Source organism: Actinokineospora guangxiensis (genome assembly GCF_042657845.1).
Taxonomy (GTDB): Bacteria; Actinomycetota; Actinomycetes; order Mycobacteriales; family Pseudonocardiaceae; genus Actinokineospora; species Actinokineospora guangxiensis.
In genome coordinates, this window is the sequence record NZ_JBHSKF010000005.1 from 281,186 (window position 1) to 300,263 (window position 19,078).

Annotated in this window: 18 protein-coding genes; 7 read left to right on the plus strand and 11 right to left on the minus strand. The window is 71.2% G+C overall.

Features of this window, described 5'->3' with window-relative positions:
• Positions 1-109 precede the first annotated feature (109 nt).
• Together ACFPM7_RS13735 and ACFPM7_RS13740 are read left to right on the plus strand one after the other, a co-directional pair.
• On the plus strand, positions 110-1,309 hold the full coding sequence (locus ACFPM7_RS13735; RefSeq protein ID WP_378247737.1) for a phosphotransferase: 1,200 nt from the start codon (positions 110-112) through the stop codon (positions 1,307-1,309).
• Positions 1,310-1,591: 282 nt separating this feature from the next.
• Positions 1,592-2,416 carry a winged helix-turn-helix transcriptional regulator gene (locus ACFPM7_RS13740; RefSeq protein WP_378247738.1) on the plus strand — a complete coding sequence of 275 codons (825 nt, stop codon included), beginning with the start codon at positions 1,592-1,594 and terminating at the stop codon, positions 2,414-2,416.
• 132 nt (positions 2,417-2,548) lie between these two features.
• On the opposite strand, the gene ACFPM7_RS13745 is transcribed toward ACFPM7_RS13740, so the two are convergent.
• The 3 genes from ACFPM7_RS13745 to ACFPM7_RS13755 form a co-directional block, all read right to left on the minus strand.
• Entirely contained in the window at positions 2,549-3,322 is a 774-nt protein-coding gene (locus ACFPM7_RS13745) for a helix-turn-helix transcriptional regulator (protein WP_378247740.1), read from the minus strand.
• A 204-nt stretch (positions 3,323-3,526) separates the two neighbouring features.
• Positions 3,527-4,117: a thiamine pyrophosphate-dependent enzyme gene (locus tag ACFPM7_RS13750; RefSeq protein WP_378247742.1), complete on the minus strand. Its 591-nt coding sequence runs from the start codon at positions 4,115-4,117 to the stop codon at positions 3,527-3,529.
• Positions 4,114-4,545, minus strand: a complete 432-nt coding sequence (locus tag ACFPM7_RS13755) for a hypothetical protein (RefSeq protein WP_378247744.1) — start codon at positions 4,543-4,545, stop codon at positions 4,114-4,116. The genes ACFPM7_RS13750 and ACFPM7_RS13755 overlap by 4 nt, the downstream gene beginning before the upstream one ends.
• Positions 4,546-4,979: 434 nt before the next feature.
• Here ACFPM7_RS13755 and ACFPM7_RS13760 point away from each other — a divergent pair, with 434 nt between their 5' ends.
• From ACFPM7_RS13760 to ACFPM7_RS13775, 4 genes are all read left to right on the plus strand, one after another.
• Positions 4,980-5,177: a hypothetical protein gene (locus ACFPM7_RS13760; protein ID WP_378247746.1), complete on the plus strand. Its 198-nt coding sequence runs from the start codon at positions 4,980-4,982 to the stop codon at positions 5,175-5,177.
• The gene (locus tag ACFPM7_RS13765) at positions 5,177-7,468 is read left to right on the plus strand and encodes a TOMM precursor leader peptide-binding protein (RefSeq protein ID WP_378247748.1); all 2,292 of its coding nucleotides are present in this window, start codon (positions 5,177-5,179) and stop codon (positions 7,466-7,468) included. Before ACFPM7_RS13760 ends, ACFPM7_RS13765 begins: the two co-directional genes overlap by 1 nt.
• A 61-nt stretch (positions 7,469-7,529) precedes the next feature.
• Positions 7,530-9,020, plus strand: a complete 1,491-nt coding sequence (locus tag ACFPM7_RS13770; RefSeq protein ID WP_378247750.1) for a SagB family peptide dehydrogenase — start codon at positions 7,530-7,532, stop codon at positions 9,018-9,020.
• 66 nt (positions 9,021-9,086) lie between these two features.
• A complete protein-coding gene (locus ACFPM7_RS13775; RefSeq protein WP_378247752.1) occupies positions 9,087-11,384 on the plus strand; it encodes a sensor histidine kinase in 2,298 nt (765 codons plus the stop codon).
• Positions 11,385-11,427: 43 nt separating this feature from the next.
• Here the strand turns inward: ACFPM7_RS13775 and ACFPM7_RS13780 are convergent, their stop codons facing one another.
• On the minus strand, positions 11,428-11,613 hold the full coding sequence (locus tag ACFPM7_RS13780) for a DUF397 domain-containing protein (RefSeq protein ID WP_378247754.1): 186 nt from the start codon (positions 11,611-11,613) through the stop codon (positions 11,428-11,430).
• Between the two features lie 22 nt (positions 11,614-11,635).
• Complete coding sequence (locus ACFPM7_RS13785; RefSeq protein ID WP_378247756.1) at positions 11,636-12,493, minus strand: helix-turn-helix domain-containing protein; 858 nt, start codon at positions 12,491-12,493, stop codon at positions 11,636-11,638.
• Positions 12,494-12,703: 210 nt separating this feature from the next.
• Between ACFPM7_RS13785 and ACFPM7_RS13790 the strand changes: the two genes are divergently transcribed.
• The gene (locus ACFPM7_RS13790) at positions 12,704-13,519 is read left to right on the plus strand and encodes a Scr1 family TA system antitoxin-like transcriptional regulator (protein WP_378247758.1); all 816 of its coding nucleotides are present in this window, start codon (positions 12,704-12,706) and stop codon (positions 13,517-13,519) included.
• An 8-nt stretch (positions 13,520-13,527) separates the two neighbouring features.
• Here the strand turns inward: ACFPM7_RS13790 and ACFPM7_RS13795 are convergent, their stop codons facing one another.
• The 6 genes from ACFPM7_RS13795 to ACFPM7_RS13820 all read right to left on the minus strand — a co-directional run bounded on the left by ACFPM7_RS13795 (position 13,528) and on the right by ACFPM7_RS13820 (position 19,064).
• Positions 13,528-14,133 carry a response regulator transcription factor gene (locus tag ACFPM7_RS13795; protein ID WP_378247760.1) on the minus strand — a complete coding sequence of 202 codons (606 nt, stop codon included), beginning with the start codon at positions 14,131-14,133 and terminating at the stop codon, positions 13,528-13,530.
• Positions 14,134-14,251: 118 nt separating this feature from the next.
• Positions 14,252-15,307 (minus strand): carboxymuconolactone decarboxylase family protein, encoded by a 1,056-nt coding sequence (locus tag ACFPM7_RS13800; protein ID WP_378247762.1) that lies wholly within the window; start codon positions 15,305-15,307, stop codon positions 14,252-14,254.
• 78 nt (positions 15,308-15,385) lie between these two features.
• On the minus strand, positions 15,386-16,027 hold the full coding sequence (locus tag ACFPM7_RS13805; protein WP_378247764.1) for a DUF6239 family natural product biosynthesis protein: 642 nt from the start codon (positions 16,025-16,027) through the stop codon (positions 15,386-15,388).
• A 16-nt stretch (positions 16,028-16,043) separates the two neighbouring features.
• Complete coding sequence (locus ACFPM7_RS13810) at positions 16,044-16,604, minus strand: hypothetical protein (RefSeq protein WP_378247766.1); 561 nt, start codon at positions 16,602-16,604, stop codon at positions 16,044-16,046.
• A 268-nt stretch (positions 16,605-16,872) separates the two neighbouring features.
• Positions 16,873-18,513: an FAD-dependent oxidoreductase gene (locus ACFPM7_RS13815; RefSeq protein ID WP_378247768.1), complete on the minus strand. Its 1,641-nt coding sequence runs from the start codon at positions 18,511-18,513 to the stop codon at positions 16,873-16,875.
• Positions 18,510-19,064, minus strand: coding sequence for a DUF5987 family protein (locus ACFPM7_RS13820; protein WP_378247770.1), 555 nt, complete (start codon positions 19,062-19,064; stop codon positions 18,510-18,512). The genes ACFPM7_RS13815 and ACFPM7_RS13820 overlap by 4 nt, the downstream gene beginning before the upstream one ends.
• Positions 19,065-19,078 lie beyond the last annotated feature (14 nt).

A 19,078-nucleotide genomic window follows, 5' to 3' on the forward strand; every position in this document is an offset into this window, starting at 1 on the left:
ATCACGTCAGCGGGCACCTCGCAAGGCCCACTTGTTGCAACGCCTTGCGACGGGTTGCGAAACGGCGGGACTTCCGGCGGCGCGGTCGGCGACCCGTCATGCTGGTGAGGTGACCTCCGACCTGGCGCTGCTCACCGGACCGGCGGCGGGTGAGCTGATCACCGCCGCGCTGCGCGGCTCCGGCATGGACCTGCTCGGCTGGACCGCCACCCAGGTCGACCACCAGCCCGGCCGGGGCACCACCGTCGGCTACTCGGCGCGGCTGCGCCGGGCGGACGGGTCCACCGCCGACGAGGTCCTCGGCGCGACGTCGCGGACGCTGCCCTCGCCGCTGCCGCGGGGCGTGGTGCGCATCGGCGAGGTGGGCCTGTGGCGCTTCCCGAACGACCCCGACCTGCCGGGACTGGCGGTCGCCGCCGACCCGGAGCGGATGCGGCGGGTCTGCGCGGGCATCGGCTGGCCCGCGGACGGGGGAGTGGCGACCAGGGTCGTGGCCTACCGGCCCCGGCGGCGCGCGGTGGTGCGGGTGGACACCTCGGGAGGGACGCTCTACGTCAAGGCGGTGCGCCCCGACCGGGCGCGCGGCCTGCACCGGCGGCACCGGGTGGCGCTGGCCGCCGGGTGCCCGGTGCCGCCGCCGCTGGGCTGGTCGGAGGACGGCCTGGTGGTGCTGGCGGGCCTGCCCGGCCGGACCCTGCGCCGCCACATCGTGCGGCCGGGCGCCGACGACCCGCTGCGCGAGCCCGGTCCGCTGGTGGAGAGCATCGCCGCCGCCCTGACGAGCCTGCCCGCCGAACTGGCCACCGGGGCGCGCAGGCGCACCTGGGGCCAGAAGGCCGACCACTACGCCGCCGTCATCGCCGCCGCCGACCCCGGCATCGGGGTCCGCGCCAAGCGGGTGGCCGCCGCCGTCGGCCACACCGCCCCGCAGGCACCCGACGCCGCCGTCCACGGCGACTTCTACGAGAGCCAACTGCTCGTCGCGGGCGGCGTGGTGACCGGCCTGCTCGACATCGACACCGCGGGCCGCGGCGAGCGCCTGGACGACGCCGCGTGCCTGCTGGCCCACCTCAGCGTCCTCGCCGAGATCCACCCGGACCGCGCCGACGCCGTCGGCGGCCTCGGCGTGGCGCTGCTCGACCGCTTCACCGCCGAGATGGACGGCGTGGCCCTGGCCCGCCGCACGGCCGCGGTCGTCCTCTCCCTGGCGACGGGGCCGCACCGGGTGCAGGAGCCGAACTGGCGGGCGACGACGGCGGCGCGGATCGCCCTGGCCGAGCGCTGGCTCGATTTGGCCGACGCCAACTGATCCGCGCGGCGAGAACCGCTCCCGCCATTGTGAACAAGGGAGCGGACTACAGTGTTCTGTCCGATTTATGACGACGTCATGGTCTGTCCGTGAATGGCTCACGCGCACTGCGGGAATGTGTTGTCGTGGCCCCAGAAATGGCCTCCGACCTGCGTGGGAAATGGGCCGAGGCAATCGGGGAGATGCGTCCGGAACCGTCCTGCCGGGAGTATGGAGGAGCAAAGCGCCTGGTCGCAGTCCGCCTGCGCGCCGGGAATGCGGACGAGAGGATTGGACGCTGGCATGACTGAGAGCAAATGGAAGTTGGTCGTGGACCGGCAGGGCGTCACGATCACCGGGGACAAGTTTCAGCTCACCGCGGCCACCGGCGGCGCCGGGGACGCCGACCTGCTCGACGGGCAGGCGGACGTGGCCATGATGGACCCGGCCGCGATCGACGGGATCATCAGCGAGCTCCAGCACCTCAACCGCCGCACCTACGGCCAGTACTGCGGGCTGTCCAACGCCGCCGAGATGGTCGGAGAGCGGTGGGGGATGCTGATCATCCGCGACCTGCTCGTCGGGCCGAAGCGCTTCGGGGAGCTGAGCGAGGGCCTTCCCCTGCTGTCGCCGGACATCCTCAGCGCGCGGCTCAAGGAGATGCAGCACTTCGGGGTCGTGCAGGCGGTCGCCTCCACCACGGAGGAGAGCGTCGTGCGCTACGAGCTGACCGACTACGGCCAGGAGCTGGACGAGGTCATGCGCGCCTTCGGCCGCTGGGGCGCCCGCTCGCTCAGCGCGCCGCGGCCCGACGAGGTCTTCACCGTCAACGGCCTGGTCATGTCCCTGCGCTCCTGCTTCCGCGGCGACGCGGTCGCCGACGTGGCCATGAGCTTCCAGATGACCGTCGGCGACATGGTGGTCTGCGGTGTGATGGCGGGCGGCCAGATCACCGTCAACGACGGTCCCATGCCCGAGGCCCAGCTGTGCATGGAGCCCGGCGAGCACTACAAGGCGATCGTCAGCGGCATGGCCTGCGCCGACGACCTGCGCGCGGCGCAGGACTTCCACCACAGCGGCGATGACGCCCTGCTGGAGGACTTCCTCCGCTGCTTCTCCTTCGACTGAGCGGTCCCGAGAACCCGGCGTCCTGCCAAGGACGCCGGGTTTCGTCGTGTCCGGGGTAGGCATCGGGAAACTCCACAAAGGAAAGGCGCGGTCCACCCGGAGCCGGGGGACCGCGCCTTGTGCGTCGGAGGATCAGCCTGCCTCGGCGAGCTGCTGGGCCGTGCGCAGTCGGCCGAGGGCCGCCGAGCGCAGGTCGAGCAGCGCGGTGAGCACCGGCGGGTCGAACACGCGCATCGGGTGCAGCCGCAGGTCGGCCAGGCGCGCGGCGATGCCGGGGCGGATCGCGATGGGGCCGTGCGCGCCCACCAGCGGGCGGACCGCCAGCGCCTCCTCGGCGCCCGCGGGCACCGCGTGCGCGAGCACGTGCCAGGTGCCGGTCGGCACGTCGTGCAGCGTGTACGGGCCGGGGCGGTCCAGGACGGCGCAGCGGACCGGCGAGCCCTGCAGCATCGGGGTCGGGAACAGGCCGACGAACACCATGCCGACCGGGTGACCCTCCGGAAGGGACACGTTGCCCCGCACGACCGGGCGCGGGGTCTCCGTCGCCCGCGCGATGGCGGGCATCTCCGTGGTGGCGCCGCGGGTGTGCCGGTAGGTGATCGGCGAGACGCCGACGCTGGTGCGGAAGCGCGAGCTGAACGTGCCGACGCTGTTGTAGCCGACCTGGTGGCTGATGTCGGCGACGGTGAGGTTGGTCGACAGCAGCAGCCGCTTCGCCTCCTCTAACCGCATGGCCGACAGGAAGCGTCCTGGGGATACCCCGGTGATCTTGCGGAACACGCGGGAGAAGTGGAACTTGCTGAACATCGCCGATCGCGCGAGGTCGTCGATCGTGACCTTGTCCGACAGGTTACCGCGCATGGTGGTGATTGCCCGCTCCACCGCTCGCGCGACCGTCTCGTCCATCGTGGCTTCCTTTCACCCGGGTTTCCGTGGTCCCACTCCATCCAGCGGAACCGGTGGAGCTGTGCGGTCGGCCCAGGGGTCCCGTCTGCGAATTCTTCTCGCCGGGGCCGGAGCGGGCCTAGTGTCGCCGTCATCGGCGGGTGTGAATTCCAGCCGCCGTACCATGTGAACAATTCATGTGGTCATCGGTGAGATCCGCCCGGATCAGGCGGAACGGGGCATCGGGGGAGCATCCCCGAAGGTGGCGCGGAAGCGCCGGGCGTGCTCGGGCAGGTCCAGCGCGCGCAGCCCCGCCGCGCTCCCGGACTCGTCCGGTTCGGAGAGCAGGCAGCGGATCAGCACCGGGCGGGTCGCGGTCGCCAGCTCGCCGCGCAGCAGGGCCAGGAAGCGGTCCGCGCGCGCCGTGCTCACCACCGTGGCGTACCCGGCGGCGCCCGCGAGCGCGGCGATGTCGGCCCGGCTCGACGGCGACGAGGTCTCCTGGGCCGCGCCGAAGAGTCCGTCGTCCAGCACGACGTGCACCAGGCGCAGGGCGGGCATCGAGCCCGCGGTGATCAGGCCCATCGGGTTGCGGGCGAGGCTGCCGTAGGCGTCCACGACGACGGTCGGCCTGCCGATCTGCATGGCCACGCCGATGCCGAGCGAGGACGCCATGCCCATGCCCGCGGTGAGATACAGGTGGTTGCGCCGGTCGGAGATCATCCTGGCCACCCGGCAGGTCGCCTCCGTGGTGAAGATGACCGGCTCGACCGTGGTGGCCGAGATGACGGCCCGGATCGCGGCGTTGCGGTTCATGCCGGGAGCCCCCCGGTCTCCAGTGCCGACGGCGGCATCAGCAGCGCCGTGGGCGTCCGGTTGTCCCGGACCGAGACCAGCGCCCTGGCGACCTGGTCGGCGGCGGGCGTGGCCGGGTCGTACTCGACCACCGCCATGCCGAGGCCGTCGAGCAGCGGACGGGTGATCTTGGACAGCAGCACGGTCTCGGCGGGCGGCGCCCCGTCGGCCGTCCGCACGTGCACGACCAGCAGCACCGGCGTCCGGTAGGGCATCACCAGCGAGGCGATCGCGCCCAGCGACGGGCCGATGCCGTGGTTCTGCATCAGCACCACCGGCAGGTGACCGGTCAGCGCCGCGCCCGCGGCGATGCCGATCGCGTTGTCCTCGCGGGCCACCGTGAGCACCCCGGGGCCCTGCTCGACCGCGCCGTACAGCGGTGACATCACCGCGCACGGCGTAGCGTAGAAGGGCCCGAAGCCCGACGCCACCATCGCGGTGCATAATTCCCCGGCAAGATCGGTTTTTTGTGCCGATGTCGCGGTCCCGACTGTCATCTCGCTCCCCCGTCCGTATCTCTCGAAGGTCGGGCTGGCTGGACCTGGTTGGGTCCAGAACGCCAAACGGCGAACCAGATTCGGAAGGAACGGTCCCCGGCTGATTCCTATTCAGGCCGCGGTGTTGCCCTCCCACCAATCCGACGGTCCCAGCATTGATGTGCCTGCGACAGTGCCGCAGACACGGCTCAGCAGGGAAAACCGAGGTCAGAGGGTATGAAAAAGTCACATGGCCTCGGTGCGCCCTGCACTGGTTACAGTTCCTGCACCAGACTGAGAATTCCGTCGTACAGACTTTGATTCCTCACCCACCCACGGGAGTCACCATGAGCACCGCAACGATGGACCGAGTTCAGGAGCAGTTAGCGTTCTTGGGCCTCGACGGAGTCGCGTTACAGGCCCATTCGGCGGACGTCGAGATCGACCGTTTCGACTACTGGAGCGGACTGACCTCGGACTCGGTCCGTGCCTGCCACTGCACGGCGACCTTCCGTTCGGACCCGCAGGACGAGCGGACCGTGTGATGTCCGCCGCGGGCGCTGGGGACCTTCCCCGGATCGGCTTCAAGCAGCACATCCGGGCCGAGGTGTCGGCAACGGAGGGCGCCTACCTGTTCTCCGAGCACGACACCACGGTGCTCCAGGGCACCGCGGTCGAGTCGGTCGTCGCCCTCCTCGACGGCACCCGCGACGTGGCAGGCGTGCTTGCCTCGGTGCCGGTCGGGGTCAGCAGGGAGAAGGCGGCCGGAGTGCTGGCGAAGCTGACCGCGGCGGGGTTGATCTCGCTGCGGTCCGGGCCCGGGGGTGGGGACTCCAGCGCGGCGGCGTATTGGGAAGCGGCAGGCCTGGACGGTGGAATCGCGGAGGTCCAGACCGCGAGCTCCACCGTCCGGCTGATCGCCCTCGACGGTGTTGACGGCGGTGCCGCCCACGGCGCCGCCGGCAGTGCCGCCGAGGGCGCGCTGCGGGCCGCCGGGCTCGTGGTGCACACCGAGGGCGGCGTCGCCGACGCCGACCTCACCGTCGTGCTCTGCGCCGACTACCTCGACCCGGCCCTGGCCGGGATCGACGCCGAGCAGCGCGCGGCCGGGCGGCCGTGGCTGCCCGCCAAGGTCGTCGGCACCCGGGTGTGGATCGGGCCGGTGTTCGAGCCGTCCACCCCGGGGTGCTGGCACTGCCTGGCCGCCCGGCTCTGGGACAACCGGCCCGCCGAGAAGCACGCGGTCACCGCGCTCGGCCGCTCCGGCCCCGCGCCGAGCCCGGTCGTGGCGATCCCGCCGAGCACCGGCGCCGCGGCCCAGCTCGTGGCCATGGAGGCCACCAAGTACCTGGCGGGCCACCGCCACCCCAACCAGCGCGCGATCTGGGTGCTCGACACCCTCGACCTCACCGGCACGCACCACCCGCGGCCGGTGCTGCCGCAGTGCGCGACCTGCGGCGACCCCGACGTCGTGCGGACCAGGGGCCACCAGCCGGTCGAGCTGGTCAGCCGCCCGCGGGTCAGCCACGGCGGCGGCTACCGCGCCATGACCGCCGAGCAGACCATGGCCGCCTACCGGCATCTGGTCAGCCCGGTGACCGGCATCGTCAAGGAGGTCGTGCGCGACCCGCGCGGGCCGGACTTCTTCAACGCCTACCGGTCCGGGGCCAACGCCGCCGCGGGCAGCGACCTGCGCACGCTGCGCTCGACGCTGCGCACCAGCAGCGGCGGCAAGGGCATGACCGCCGCCGACGCCGAGGTCGGCGCGCTGTGCGAGGCCGTCGAGCGGTACTCGGCGACCTTCCGCGGCGACGAGGCGCGCGTCCGGGGGAGCCTGCTGAGCTTGGGGGAGCAGGCTATTCACCCGAACGATGTGCTGCTCTACGACGAGCGGCAGTACCGCGACAGGGCTCAGTGGAACGGTCAGCATTCACCTTTCCAATGGGTGTGCGGGACCTTCTCCGAGACCGCCGTCGGCGACTGGAGTCCGATCTGGTCGCTCACCGAGCAGCGGCACCGCCTGCTGCCCACCTCGCTGCTCTACTACGGCGCGCCGGGCTCGGACGTGGCCGCGGCCGACTCCAACGGCAACGCCGCCGGGTCCAGCGTCGAGGACGCGGTGCTGCAGGGGATGCTGGAGCTGATCGAGCGCGACGCCGTCGCGATCTGGTGGTACAACCGGCTCTCCGTGCCAGGGGTGGACCTCGACGCCTTCGGCGACCCGTGGATCGACCGGCTGCGCGAGGTCTACGCCGGGATCGGCAGGCAGGTCTGGGTCCTGGACATCACCACCGACACCGGTGTTCCCACGATGGCCGCGGTATCGCGTCGCACGACGGGCGACACCGAGGACATCGTCTTCGGATTCGGCTCACACCTCGATCCGGGCATCGCGCTTCGGCGTGCGCTCACAGAGCTGAACCAGATGATGCCGATGCTGGTGGAACGCCGTGCCGACGGCGGTTACAGCATCGATGACCCGGACACCGTCCATTGGTGGCGCACGGCCACTCTTGCCAACCAGCCCTACCTGCGCCCCGATCCCGCGCAGCCGCAGCGCACCCCGCGCGACTACCCGCGCCACCACGCCGCCGACCTGCTCGACGACGTGACCGCCGTGCGGCGCAAGCTGGAGGCGCTCGGGCTGGAGGTCCTGGTGCTCGACCAGACCCGTCCCGACATCGGCCTGCCGGTGGTGAAGGTCGTCGTCCCCGGCCTGCGGCACTTCTGGGCGCGCTTCGGCCCCGGCCGCCTCTTCGACGTCCCCGTCCGCGTGGGACTGCGCGACAGCCCCACCGGCTACACGGAGTTGAACCCCATGCCTGTGTTCTTGTAGCACCGGGAAGACGCATCAGGGGCGCGCCAGACGCGCGCGGAGAGAGTGATCGGAGCCAGCAGTGTCCATCGAATCCGACCGGCCCGCGCAGCGAGTCCGGTTGTGGTCGCTGTCCGAGGACGTTCTTGTCGAGGACGATCCCGGGGACGACCAGGTCGTGGTGGTCACCCGCTGGGGCGAGGTCAAGCTGGGCGACGCCGAGGGCGCGGTCCGCGAGTCGCTGCACCGGATGAGCCTCGGCCCGATCTCCCTGGACAACGTCGTCACCGGCGGCGTGGCGCGCACCGAGGACCGGGCCAGGGTGGACGAGATCCTGGACAAGCTCGGCGGCTCCGTGGTGCACTCCCTCGGCACGACGGAAGGCGGGGTGCCGCTGCTGTCGGTGGTTCCGGTCGCCCGGGACGCGGTCTTCCGCGCCGTGCGCGTGGACCCGTCGCTGCCGCTGCGGCTGTCCCGCTTCGCCGCGCTGCGCAGCAGCGACGGCGACCTGCTGGTGGAGTCGCCGCTGGCGCGGTTCCAGGTGGTGCTGCACCGCAGGGTCGTCTCGCGGATCGTGGTGGCGATGTGCGCGGCCACCTCGGTCACCGAACTGGCCACCGCCCTCGACATCGACCGCGCCGTCGTCGCCGACATCGCCGCCTACCTCGTCGCGACCGGCGTGGTCCTGCTCGGCGTCTGGCACGAGCGCGAGCCCGGCCGCGTTCCGCTGTTCGCCGAGGACGCCGACCCCACGCTCACCCGGTGGTCCCACCACGACCTGCTCTTCCACGCCCGCACCAGGATGGGCCGCCACGGCGGGCTGACCGGGGTCACCTTCCCGCACGCGGAGTCCTCGCCCGCGCCCGCGCTCGTCAAGGCCCAGCGCACCGGTCCGCGCTACGAGCTGCACCAGCCGAGGGCGGAAGTGCTCTCCGACAGCGACCCGCCGCTGGTCGACGTCGTGGAGAACACCCGGCTGTGCCAGGAGATGCGCGGTCCGGTGACCATCGAGCAGATCGGCGAGCTGCTCTTCCGCGCGGCACGCGTCCGTTCGGTCTCACCCGCGTCGGCGGGCGGGGACCACGTGTACGAGGTGTCGGACCGCCCGTACCTCAGCATCAACGGCTTGTACGAGCTGGAGTTGTACTTGTGCGCCAACGAAGCCGAGGGTCTGCCGAGGGGCATCTACCACTACGACCCCCGGCAGCACGCGCTCACCCTGGTGCGGGAGTCGGCGGAGGACATGGCCGCGATGCTGGAAAGTGCCATGATCGGCTCCGGGGCCGCGGGGTGGCCGCCTGTTATGATCACGATCACCGCGCGGGTTGCGAGGTCGTCATGGATGTACGGGGGAATCGCCTATTCCCTGACCCTGACCCACGTCGGGGCGTTGCAGCAGATGCTGTGCATCTCCGCCACAGCGATGGGCCTCGCGGCGTGTGTTCCAGCCATCGATCCCGGCGAGGCGGTCGACGTCGCGCTGGGTCTGGAGTGGCCCGCGGAGGTAGGTGTGGGGGAATTCGTCTTCGGGAACCGGCTCAGAACACCGTCGAGGCGTGCGATCGCCCTATAATCCCGCTTGGCCACAGAGTGTGAGGGCAACTCGACTTTCTGTCGGTCTTGTGGGAGGGAGTGTCCCGTGACGGGTGCGGCAGGGGTGGCCGGAGAGGCGAGCCCCTCGGGCGAGTTACGGCGTGCGCCGCTGCTCGCACCGGTGGTCGCGCGGGCCATCATGCTCGTGGCGGTCGGGGCTTTCTGCGTCATCGCGCTCATTTGGGTGATCTATGCCGGAACTCCCTTGTGGGCCTGCGTGCAAGCGGGCTTCTACCTCGCCGCCATCTTCGGACTGCAGGTCTACTTCGGCAGGCCGCAGACGCAGGTCCGCGCCCCCGTCACCTACGCGGTCCTGGCCGCGCAGGCGTTCCTCATCCTGGTGCCGCTCACCCAGTTCGGGATCAGCTGGACCGGCATGCACGTGCTGCTGGCCGCCAACGCCGTGCAGGTGTTCCCCCCGCGCATCGGCTGGCCGCTGCTCGCCCTGATCAGCGCGGCGATGGTGCCCGTCCAGCTCCTCCTCGGCGCGACGACCGCCGACATCGGCGAGGTGCTGATCGGCAGCGTGGTCGGCGGCCTGGAGTTCTACGGGCTCACCCGGCTGGCCCGCCTCATCACCGTCGTGCACGCGGCCAGGGCCGAACTCGGCGAGGCCGCCGTCGCCAAGGAGCGCATCCGCTTCGCGGGCGACCTGCACGAACTGCTGGGTCTGAGCCTGTCCACCGTCGGGCCCAAGGCCGTCTCCGCCAAGGAAGCCGTCAAGACCGACCCGGCCCGCGCCAAGGAGGAGGTGGGCGAGATCCTCAAAGTCGCCCGCCACGCGCTGGCGGACGTGCGCCTCGTCGCCAGCGGCTACCGCGAGGCGTCGTTCAAGGACGAGTCCCGCACCGTCGAGTCGATGCTCATCGACTCCGACATCGAGGTCGAGGTCGAGGGCAGCCACAGCGACCTGCCGGTCCACGTGCGCACCGTCGTCGTCGCCGTCCTGCGCGCGGGCGCCGCCGAGGTGCTCCAGCGCGAGGGCGTCACCAGGTGCGGCATCACGATGCGCCAATCGGCGGGCACCGTCGAACTGGACATCACCGACGACGGCGAGGTCGGCGACAGCACCGCCGCCCTGCCCACCGCGGCCACCGACACCGCGGCCACACTGATCGACCGCGTCGAGGCCCTCGGCGGCTCGCTGAGCAGGACTGTGCGCCCCGGCGGCGGCAACCTCCTGCACCTGGTCGTGCCTCCGGGGACCACGACCGAGTCGGACTCCCTGCGCGGCGGTGGCGACGACCCGGCCGAGGTGAGCGCCACCGTCTCCACCTGGGTCATGCGCACGGTGTTCATCGGCTTCGCGGTGTCGGTGATGTACACGAACCTGGTGCGCGGGCGGGACGTGGAGACCCTGCTGACCATCGGCGGGTTCGTCATCGCCTCGCTGATCGTTCAGCTCGGCTACATCAGCAGGCCGGGCCTGGAGCTGTCCCCCCGCATGCGGTACGCGGTGCTGGGGCTGATGGCGGTCCTGGTGTTCGGGCCGCTGCCGCTGCTCGGGTCGCTGTGGCACTCGATCCCGGGGTTCCTGGCGGGCTCGGCGCTACTGCTGCTGCGTCCCGCGGCGGGGTGGTTCGTGTTCGTCGCCGTGCTGGTGACGGTGCCCGCGATCAAAGCGGTGAACCTCGTCCACCCCCTGCTGGTGGTGCAATTCGCGGGAAGCACGCTGATCACCGGCCTGGTGGTCTTCGGGCTGACCTGGATGGCGCGCGCGGTGCACCAGTTGCGGTCGGCCAGGTTCGAGCTGGCCAGGATCGCCGTCGCCGAGGAGCGGATGCGGTTCGCGCGCGACCTGCACGACCTGCTCGGGCTGAGCCTGTCGGCGATCACGCTCAAGGCCGAGCTGGCGCTGCGGCTGATGGACGTGGACCCCGACCGGGCGGGCCACGAGCTGGTGGAGATCGGCGACATCGCCCGCCTGGCGCTGGCCGATGTGCGCCTGGTGGCGAGCGGGTACCAGGAGCTGTCGTTGAACGACGAGTCCCGCTCGGCGGAGTCGGTGCTGGTGGCCGCCGATGTGGATGTGCGGCTGAACATGCACTACGGCGAGCTGCCGCCGGAGGTCAGGACCGTGCTGGCGACGGTGCTGCGGGAGGGCGTGACGAACGTGCTGCGGCACAGCGCGAAGGGGGCGCGGTGTGAGATCACGGTGCGGCAGGTGGACCGGATGGTGATGCTGGAGATCGTGAACAACGGGGCGGAGCGGGTGGCCGCGCCCAGCGTCGGGGGCAGTGGGCTGCGGAACCTGTCGGCCAGGGTGGCGGAGCTGGGCGGGGAGCTGACGGCGGGGATGTCGGTGGACGGGACGTTCCGGCTCAGCGCCCGGGTTCCGGCGTAGGGCGGGCGAGACACCGGTCCGGGTGCCGCGCCCGCCGCACGAGTCACGCCGTGATCTGGCCGGACTTCACCGCGCGGACGAGGTCTCGCAGGTCGACCGCCAGGACCCCACCCTCAGGGTTCTTGCTGTCGCGAACGGCCCCCACGGTCGACACCTCGACGCAGGCGCCGCCGTTGCCGCCACTGAAGCTGGACTTGCGCCAGCGGGTACGGGACAGGTCCAGAGTCATCTCCGGCCCTCCTTCGCTTGATTCACAGTTCCCGCATCACAGTATGGATCAGGTCCGTCGATGCCTTCGGCGAGAGCGCCGCCGCGACCACCCGTTCCCAGACCTGCACGCAGTGCCTGCGGTTGGGGTCGTTCGCCCTGTCCAGATAGCTCGCGCTGGTCAGATCCTCCTGGTAGACCACGTCAACGCCGACTGAGTCCGGGAAGCGCAGAAGGATGAACCCGAAGCCGGTCGCGGCGTGCGCACCTGCTGAGAACGGAGCGACCTGCACAGTGATGTTCGGTTGCTCGGTCAACGAAAGCATGTGAGCGAGCTGGTTCCGCAGCACGCTTCGTCCGCCCACCTGATTGTGGATCACGCCTTCGGCCATGATCGCCCACAGCGTGATCGGATCATCGCCGCCGAGAACCTGCTTCTGCCTTGCGATCCGAGCCTCGACAAGTTGCTCAACCTCGGAAGCGGTCGCAAGTGGGTTCGCGACGATGAGTGCTCGTGCGTAGTCCTCGGTCTGGAGCAGGCCAGTGATCAGCTCGGTGTCGTAGCTCCTCAGCTCCGAGGCGATCTCTTCGAGGTCGCGATAGCGCTTGAACCAGTCGGGCACGACCTTGCCGTAGGTGGTGCGCGGGCGGCGCTTGCGCGCGTCCTTCGAGAGCTGCTCCAGCTCCGCGCGCTGCTTCCCGGTGACCTTGAACGCCTTGACCAGGGCGTCGAACTCCAGCGGCTGGACGCTGTTCTGGCCCTTCTCGATCCGGATGATCTTGACGTCTGAGCACTTGAGCAGAGCCGCGACATCGTCGCGGCTCATCCCTGCCGCCTCGCGAAGCTCGTGGAGAGCCCGACCCAGTCGTCGCTTCGGCACCGTGGGGTTCGTGTCGGCCACAGCCTGACCTTTCTACGGACAGTAGCGGGGCAGTGCACTATCAGGGTGAACTTCAACTTAGCTGCGCGTCCTGCTCGCTAAGTTGTAGGTACATGCTTATTGTACAGGTCGTCGGGCGATCGGCCCGGCGAGGCCGCTCTCGGGGGTCACAGTTCCCCGCTGCACCCCGAGGGCGTGCCCATCACACCGCAACCACGGAGGACCAGCCACATGTCCGGGACGCGCAGGCCACCGCAGGCCCGTGACCGCATGCTCGGCCTGCACCTGCGCCAGCACCGCGTCGAGCGCGGCCTCACCCTCGAAGCCGCCGCCGAGCAGGCCTGCATGTCCTCGGCCACCATGAGCCGGACCGAGTCGGGCAAGCGCCACGTCACCGCCGAGGACGTCGCCGCGCTGCTCGCGCTCTACCGGGTCGCCCCCGAACGCCGCACGCAGCTGGTCTCCGCGGCGCGCGGCGGGTACCGGCCCATCTGGTGGACCGAGCGCGCGCCGGGCTGGCCTCCGGACATCCTCGGGGTCTGCACCGCCAACGCCCACGCCGTCACCGAGTTCGCGCTCAACGCCATCCCGCACGTCCTGCAGACCCGGCGCTACGGCCTCGGCCACCTCCGGGCCTGCGCCGCCGCCGACCTCGACGCCGCCTGGGCCGCGCGTGAGGAGCTGCGCGGGGCCCGCGAACTCCTCGAACAGACTTTCTTCCTGCACGAATCCGCTCTCCAGACCCCCTACGGCGGTCCCGGCGCGTTCGGCGAACAGCTGCACCACCTGCGCGTCGCCACCGAGCGCGGGATCGGTGTGCGGCTCGTCCGCGCGGGCGTTCCCCTCGGCTCGCTGAACCACGGCTGGGCCATGATGGAGTACCCCGACTCACCGCCGATGGTCTACGTCGAACTCCAGGAGGGCGGGCTCTTCCTCCACGAACCGGCCATCGGCGGCTACCGCGCCGACCTCGCGCGCCTGCGCGAAGTGGCCTGCACGATCCAGGAGACCCGGGCCCACTTCGCCAGACTCGCGGCCCACATCTGACACTCGGGCTAGAGCCAGCCGGACTCGCGGGCGATGCGGATCGCGTCGACGCGGTTGCGGGCGTTGAGCTTGCTGACGATCGTCGTCAGGTAGTTGCGCACCGTCCCCGCCGACAGGTAGAGGCGAGCGGCTATGTCCACGGCGTTCAGGCCGCCCGCCGCCAGTTGCAGGACCTCGATCTCACGCCCGGTCAGCGGGCACTCGGCACCGTCCCAGGCGGCCAGCGCCAAGTCGCCGTCCACGACGCGCCTGCCCGCCGCCACCCCGCGGATGGCGTTGGCCAGCTTGTCCGCGGGGGCGTCCTTGAGCAGGAAGCCGCCGACGCGCGCGGCCAGGGCGCGGCGCAGCGTGCCGGGGCGGCCGAGGCTGGTGAGGATCAGCGTGCGGCACTGGGGCATCTGCTCGTGCAGTTCGGTCGCGGCGGTGAGGCCGTCCTTGCCGGGCAGGTCGATGTCGATGACGGCGACGTCGGGGTTGGACGTTCTCGCGGTGGGCAGGATGTCGTCGCCGGAGGCGACCTCAGCGACCACGTCGACATCGGGTTCGAGATTCAGCAGGGCTACGAGCGCGCCCCGGACCATATGCATGTCCTCGGCTATCAACACCTTGATCACGATGTGCGCCTCTCGCGAGCCCGACTTCTCAGTTGTACCACCCGTGGACGACAGAGCCGCCCGCCGACCGGAGCCATCGGCAACTGTGCCGGTACCGCCCGAATGGCGGGTCGCAAGCCTACAGCGGTTGCGGGGCCGGGCACCCGCATTCCCCGGTGATCGCGTGCGGAACCGGCGCCGAGCCCGGACCCAGCGCGCGGGCGGCGGTCAGCGCCGCCCACGAGGTGAGGGCGATCAGTTCGGTGTCGGTGCCGTCGCGGCGGAAGTCGGCGACGATCGAGTCGTCCACCTGGTAGGCGGCTTTGGCGGTGAGCAGCGCGAGCACGGCGGCCGGGCGGTGGGCCGCCGAGACGCCTTCGGTCTCGTCGTAGGCCCAGGCGCGGCTCAGGCCGACCGGGCCGCCGTCCCAGCCGGTCACGGCCGTGCCGACGGCGGCGCGGACCTCGTCGGGGACCGTGCGCTCGGCCAGGCGCTCGATGGCCTGGTAGGCGCGGGAGAACGCATCGGCCAGGACCGGGCTCGGGGTGGCCCAGGCGAGGTCGGGGGCGAGGTCGGCGGGCGGCAGGAACTCCAGCGACCTGCCGGGGCGGTGCGCGGCCACGGCGTTCGGGCGCATCATCCGGCCCAGCACCCGGCGCGCGGTGGCGCGGGCCGACTCGGGAACGGTCGGCGGCAGGGGGGAGTCGCCGAGGAACACCGCGACCATGCGGTTGAGATAGTGGAAGACCACCGATGTGCCGATGTGCTCGGGAGCGCTCAGGCAGTCGAACGGCGCGGACGCGCCGCGCCCGGTGCGGGCCCAGTCGACGACCGGGTCCACACCGGAGACCGGCCCGACCGCGGGCCCGGTGAGGGCGTCCAGGGTCGCGGAGTGGACCTCGACGCAGTACGGGCAGCGGTTGCGCTCGGACACCCCGGACGCGACGGCCTCCTTGACCGCCCTGGACACCCGGCCGTCGGCGACCAGCGCCTCGCGCAGCATCGCCCACGACGCGGCCAGCGCGGGCGGGGCCGCGGTGTGCAGGGCGATCGGCGGGGCCAGCAGGCCGAAGTCGGCCTCGACCTGGCGGTGCACCCCCACCACCGTCGCCCCGCCCCGGCCGGGCCGGACCCGGTCGACGTGGCGGATCTGGCCGAGCGTCCGGCGCAGCGCGAGTTGTACCAGGGTGCTCATGGCCTGCCCTTTCCGATCGGGAGGGTCAGTCCTTCGCACCGTATCCACGTCACTCGATCGGGTGTTCTTCTATCGTGCTCACCCGGCGGCGGCGACCTGCGTGCCCGCCGCGACCAGCGTGAACCCGACGGCCGCCGCGGTCGCCAGCACCCCGAACCGCAGGAGCCGGTTGCGCGGCACCCCGATGGTCAGCCAGGCCAGCCCGGCAAAGGCGACCATCATCCCGGTGTGCAGCAGGGCCGCGCGGTCCTCGCCGTCGGGTGTGCCCAGCCAGGCCTTGGCGAACAGCAGCGCGGCCAGCACCGACACCGCCACCGTCAGGCCGGGCGCGCCGGCGCGCAGCAGCCACGGCGGCTCGCGGTCGGCGAAGGCCAGGTAGACCGGCCAGCCCGCGGCGGCCAGGGTCAGCGGGATCGCGATCGGGGGCAGCGCGAACCCCGAGGACAGCAGCAGCTGCATGCAGACGGCCACCGCGGCGCACACCGTCACGAACGCGGCGGTGCCCCGGCTGGGGGCGCCGAGAAAGCCGCGCATCATCGCGAACCCGGCCACCGCCGGGAGCGCTATCAGCAGGGCCACCTTGAGCAGCAGCGGACCGATGTCGACCGGCGAGGTGATGAAGTGGTTGTGGTCCTGCGCCAACGCCGGAACCGCCGTCCCCACCAGCAGGACGGCGGTCAGGCCCGAGACAGGGATGAGCCGCCGCGCGCGACGGCCCACCCCGCTCATGGTCATCTCAGCCCACCGACGCCGGCGTGCGGTTCGGCGCGCAGGTGCACTCGATCAGGTCCTCCAGGCGCGGCCTGCGGTGCAGGACCATCGCCACGACCATCGGCGCGAACACGATCGCGTTGTAGAACAGGTGCAGCTCCACGCGCGGGAACACCATCTGCAGGACGCTGGTCGGCACCGCCTCGCCCAGCAGGTTCTGCCCGGTCAGCGACTGCAGGAACAGCAGCGCGTGCTCGAAGTGGTGCCACACCTGAATCCACAGCGCCAGGTTCCACCAGGTGCGTGCCCGGCCGTGGAAACCATGGCGCAGCACCACGAAGCCCACCAGCATCACCAGGGCGTAGCCGTAGTGCATCACCTCGGACTTCACCAGCCACGGGAACCACAGGCCGAGCACGCCGCCGGCCTGCGGGCGCGGCCAGTTGAGAACGTAGATCTGGTAGGCCTGCACGAGGTGCTCGGCCCAGTGGCCGACCACGATGAACAGGAACCCGTACAGGGCCAAACGGTGGTACTTGCTGTTCAGCGCGGCGATGGCGTTGCTGCGTAAGCGGGGTTGGGTCATCACGCCTCCTGCTGGGGACATGCCGTCGGCCGATCCTTCCGTCACGCGGCACGCTCGGACAAGGCGCGTGCGTGCTGTCTTGCCAATCTCGCCTGCGCCCTAGCCCATTCGGCCTCTGGGCCTTCGTCCGATGCGAGGGACTCCAGCAGCTCCGCCTTGCGCCAGTACCACGCGGCCACGACGGAGGGCGGGGCGTGCGGACCGGGCCGGGACAGCATCATCTCGGTGATCTCCCGCAGTCCGGACATCGCGCCCCGCCCCCGTCACATCAGGCGGCCCGCGCCGGCGACAGGGCGGGGAAGGAGCCCTTCGTCGGCAGTGGAGCGCCGTAGGTGACATCGATGCCGCGCTCGCGGGCGGTCTCGATGATGCCCGGCATCGCCCGCTCGGCCAGCGCCGAGATGGTCAGCGCCGGGTTGACGGTGATGCCGCAGGGGACCGCGGAGCCGTCGGTGACGAAGATGCCCGGGTGCCCGCGCAGCTCGTGGCGGTCGTCCAGCGCCGAGGTCTCCGGGTCATCGCCCATGCGGCAGGACGACAGCGGGTGCACCGTGTAGGCGCCGACCAGGTCGTTGGTCCACGGCAGCACCGTGGCCAGGCCGTCGCGCTCCAGGATGTCGCGCACCTCGGCGTCGGCCTCGGCCCAGCCGCGCAGCGTGTTCGGCGTCGGGTCGTACTTGAGCGGGCCGACGCCCAGCATCTGCTGGGAGATGCGCATCGCGTTGCCGGTGGGCGGCGGCGGGCCGAACACGCCCTCGTTGTCGTCCTCGGTCATCTGGAAGATGGTCATCCAGCTGGACCACTTGCTCATCAGCTCGCGCTTGGCCGGGCCGTACCAGGTGGGGCCGTCCGGTCCCTGGGCCTGGGCGAGGAAGGTGCCCAGGCCGATCGGGAAGTACAGCTGCTCAAGGGAGAAGCGGCTGTACTCCGGCAGCGAGCCGTCCAGCTTGTCCCAGCTCGCCACGACCGGGCCCTTGCCGATCTGGTAGGCGTCATAGGCCGGGTTGCCTTCGCCGCGGTCGAGGCCGAGGACCTCGCGGGCCTTGTCGTCGTTGATGACCGCGGTGTTGAGGCGCTCGCCGTTGCCGGAGAAGTACCGCCCGACCGCGTGCGGCATCTCGCCCAGCTCGGCCTCCGAGCGCTGCAGGATGCACGGCGTCGCGCCCGCGCCCGCGGCCAGGATGACCAGCTTGGCCTCGATCTCGCCGCCACCCTTGGTGACCCGGTAGTCGTCCTCGTCGATGTGCAGGTAGTGCACGACGTAGTTGCCCTCTTCGGTGCGCGAGATGCGCTGCACCTCGTGCAGCGGCCGGATCTCGGCGCCGTGGGCGACCGCGCCCGGCAGGTAGTTGAACAGCAGCGACTGCTTGGCGTCGAAGCGGCAGCCCGCCATCATCCAGTTGCAGTTGGTGCACTTGTCCTTGTCGATGCCGACCGGCACCGGATTCGCCGTGCGCCCGGCGTGGTTGCACGCCGCGGCCCAGAGGCCACCGGCGTAGGTGACGTCGTCCCAGGTCTGCTGCTCGACCGGGAAGACCTGGGAAACCCGGTCGTACCACGGGTCCAGGGTCTCCCGGCTGATCGCCTCCGGCCACATCCGCTTGCCGATGCTGCCCTCGCGCTCGAAGACGAACCACGGCGCGCGCGGCAGCGCGGCGAAGTAGACGACGCTGCCGCCGCCGACGCAGTTGCCGCCGAGCACGGACATGCCGTCACCGGAGACGAAGTCGAAGATCTTGGTGTACGAGGAGCCCAGCAGGTAGTCGTGGTCGAAGTCCTTGCCCTCCAGCCACGGCCCGCGCTCCAGCACGGTCACCTTCGCCCCGCCGGCGGCGAGGTGGTACGCGGCGATCGAGCCGCCGAACCCGCTGCCGACGATCAGGACGTCGGTCTTCTCGATGCTGCTCACGCCGGGCTCCCGGATTCGGTGGTGTTCGGGTGGGTCTTGGCCAGCACCTGGCGGTAGCCGTGCTCCTTGAACCGCCAGATGCCGTCCTCGTTGGGCTTCTTGAAGCCCAGGGTCAGCAGACCGGGGTGCCCCTCGGCGATCGCCTCGGCGGTGTGCTTGTGCGGGGCGGAGTCGAAGGCCATGTTGCAGAACAGGGCCATCAGGACCCACCCGGACTTCTCGGGGTGCCCCGGGGCGGTGAGGATGCCGACGAGGGCATAGCGGTGCTCGTAGGCCAGGGAGACGAACGGGGGGACGGTGTCATCCAGCTCGATGCCGCGCTCCTGGGCGTAGTTCGTCGCGTGGGCGTTGAGCATGCCGACGAGGACGGGGAGCCCGGCGTCGATCCCGGGGGCCGAGTGGTGCAGCACCTCAAGAGCTCCCGCTTGGACCGAGCCGGGGCCCTCGACGATCCCCGCGATGGCGCGGTCGTCCGGGGAGCGTTTCTCCCCGGGGACGATCGTGTCGGCGTACGCCTCCAGGGTCTGGATGTAGACCGGATCTGCGTCCACTGTGGTTCCTCCCG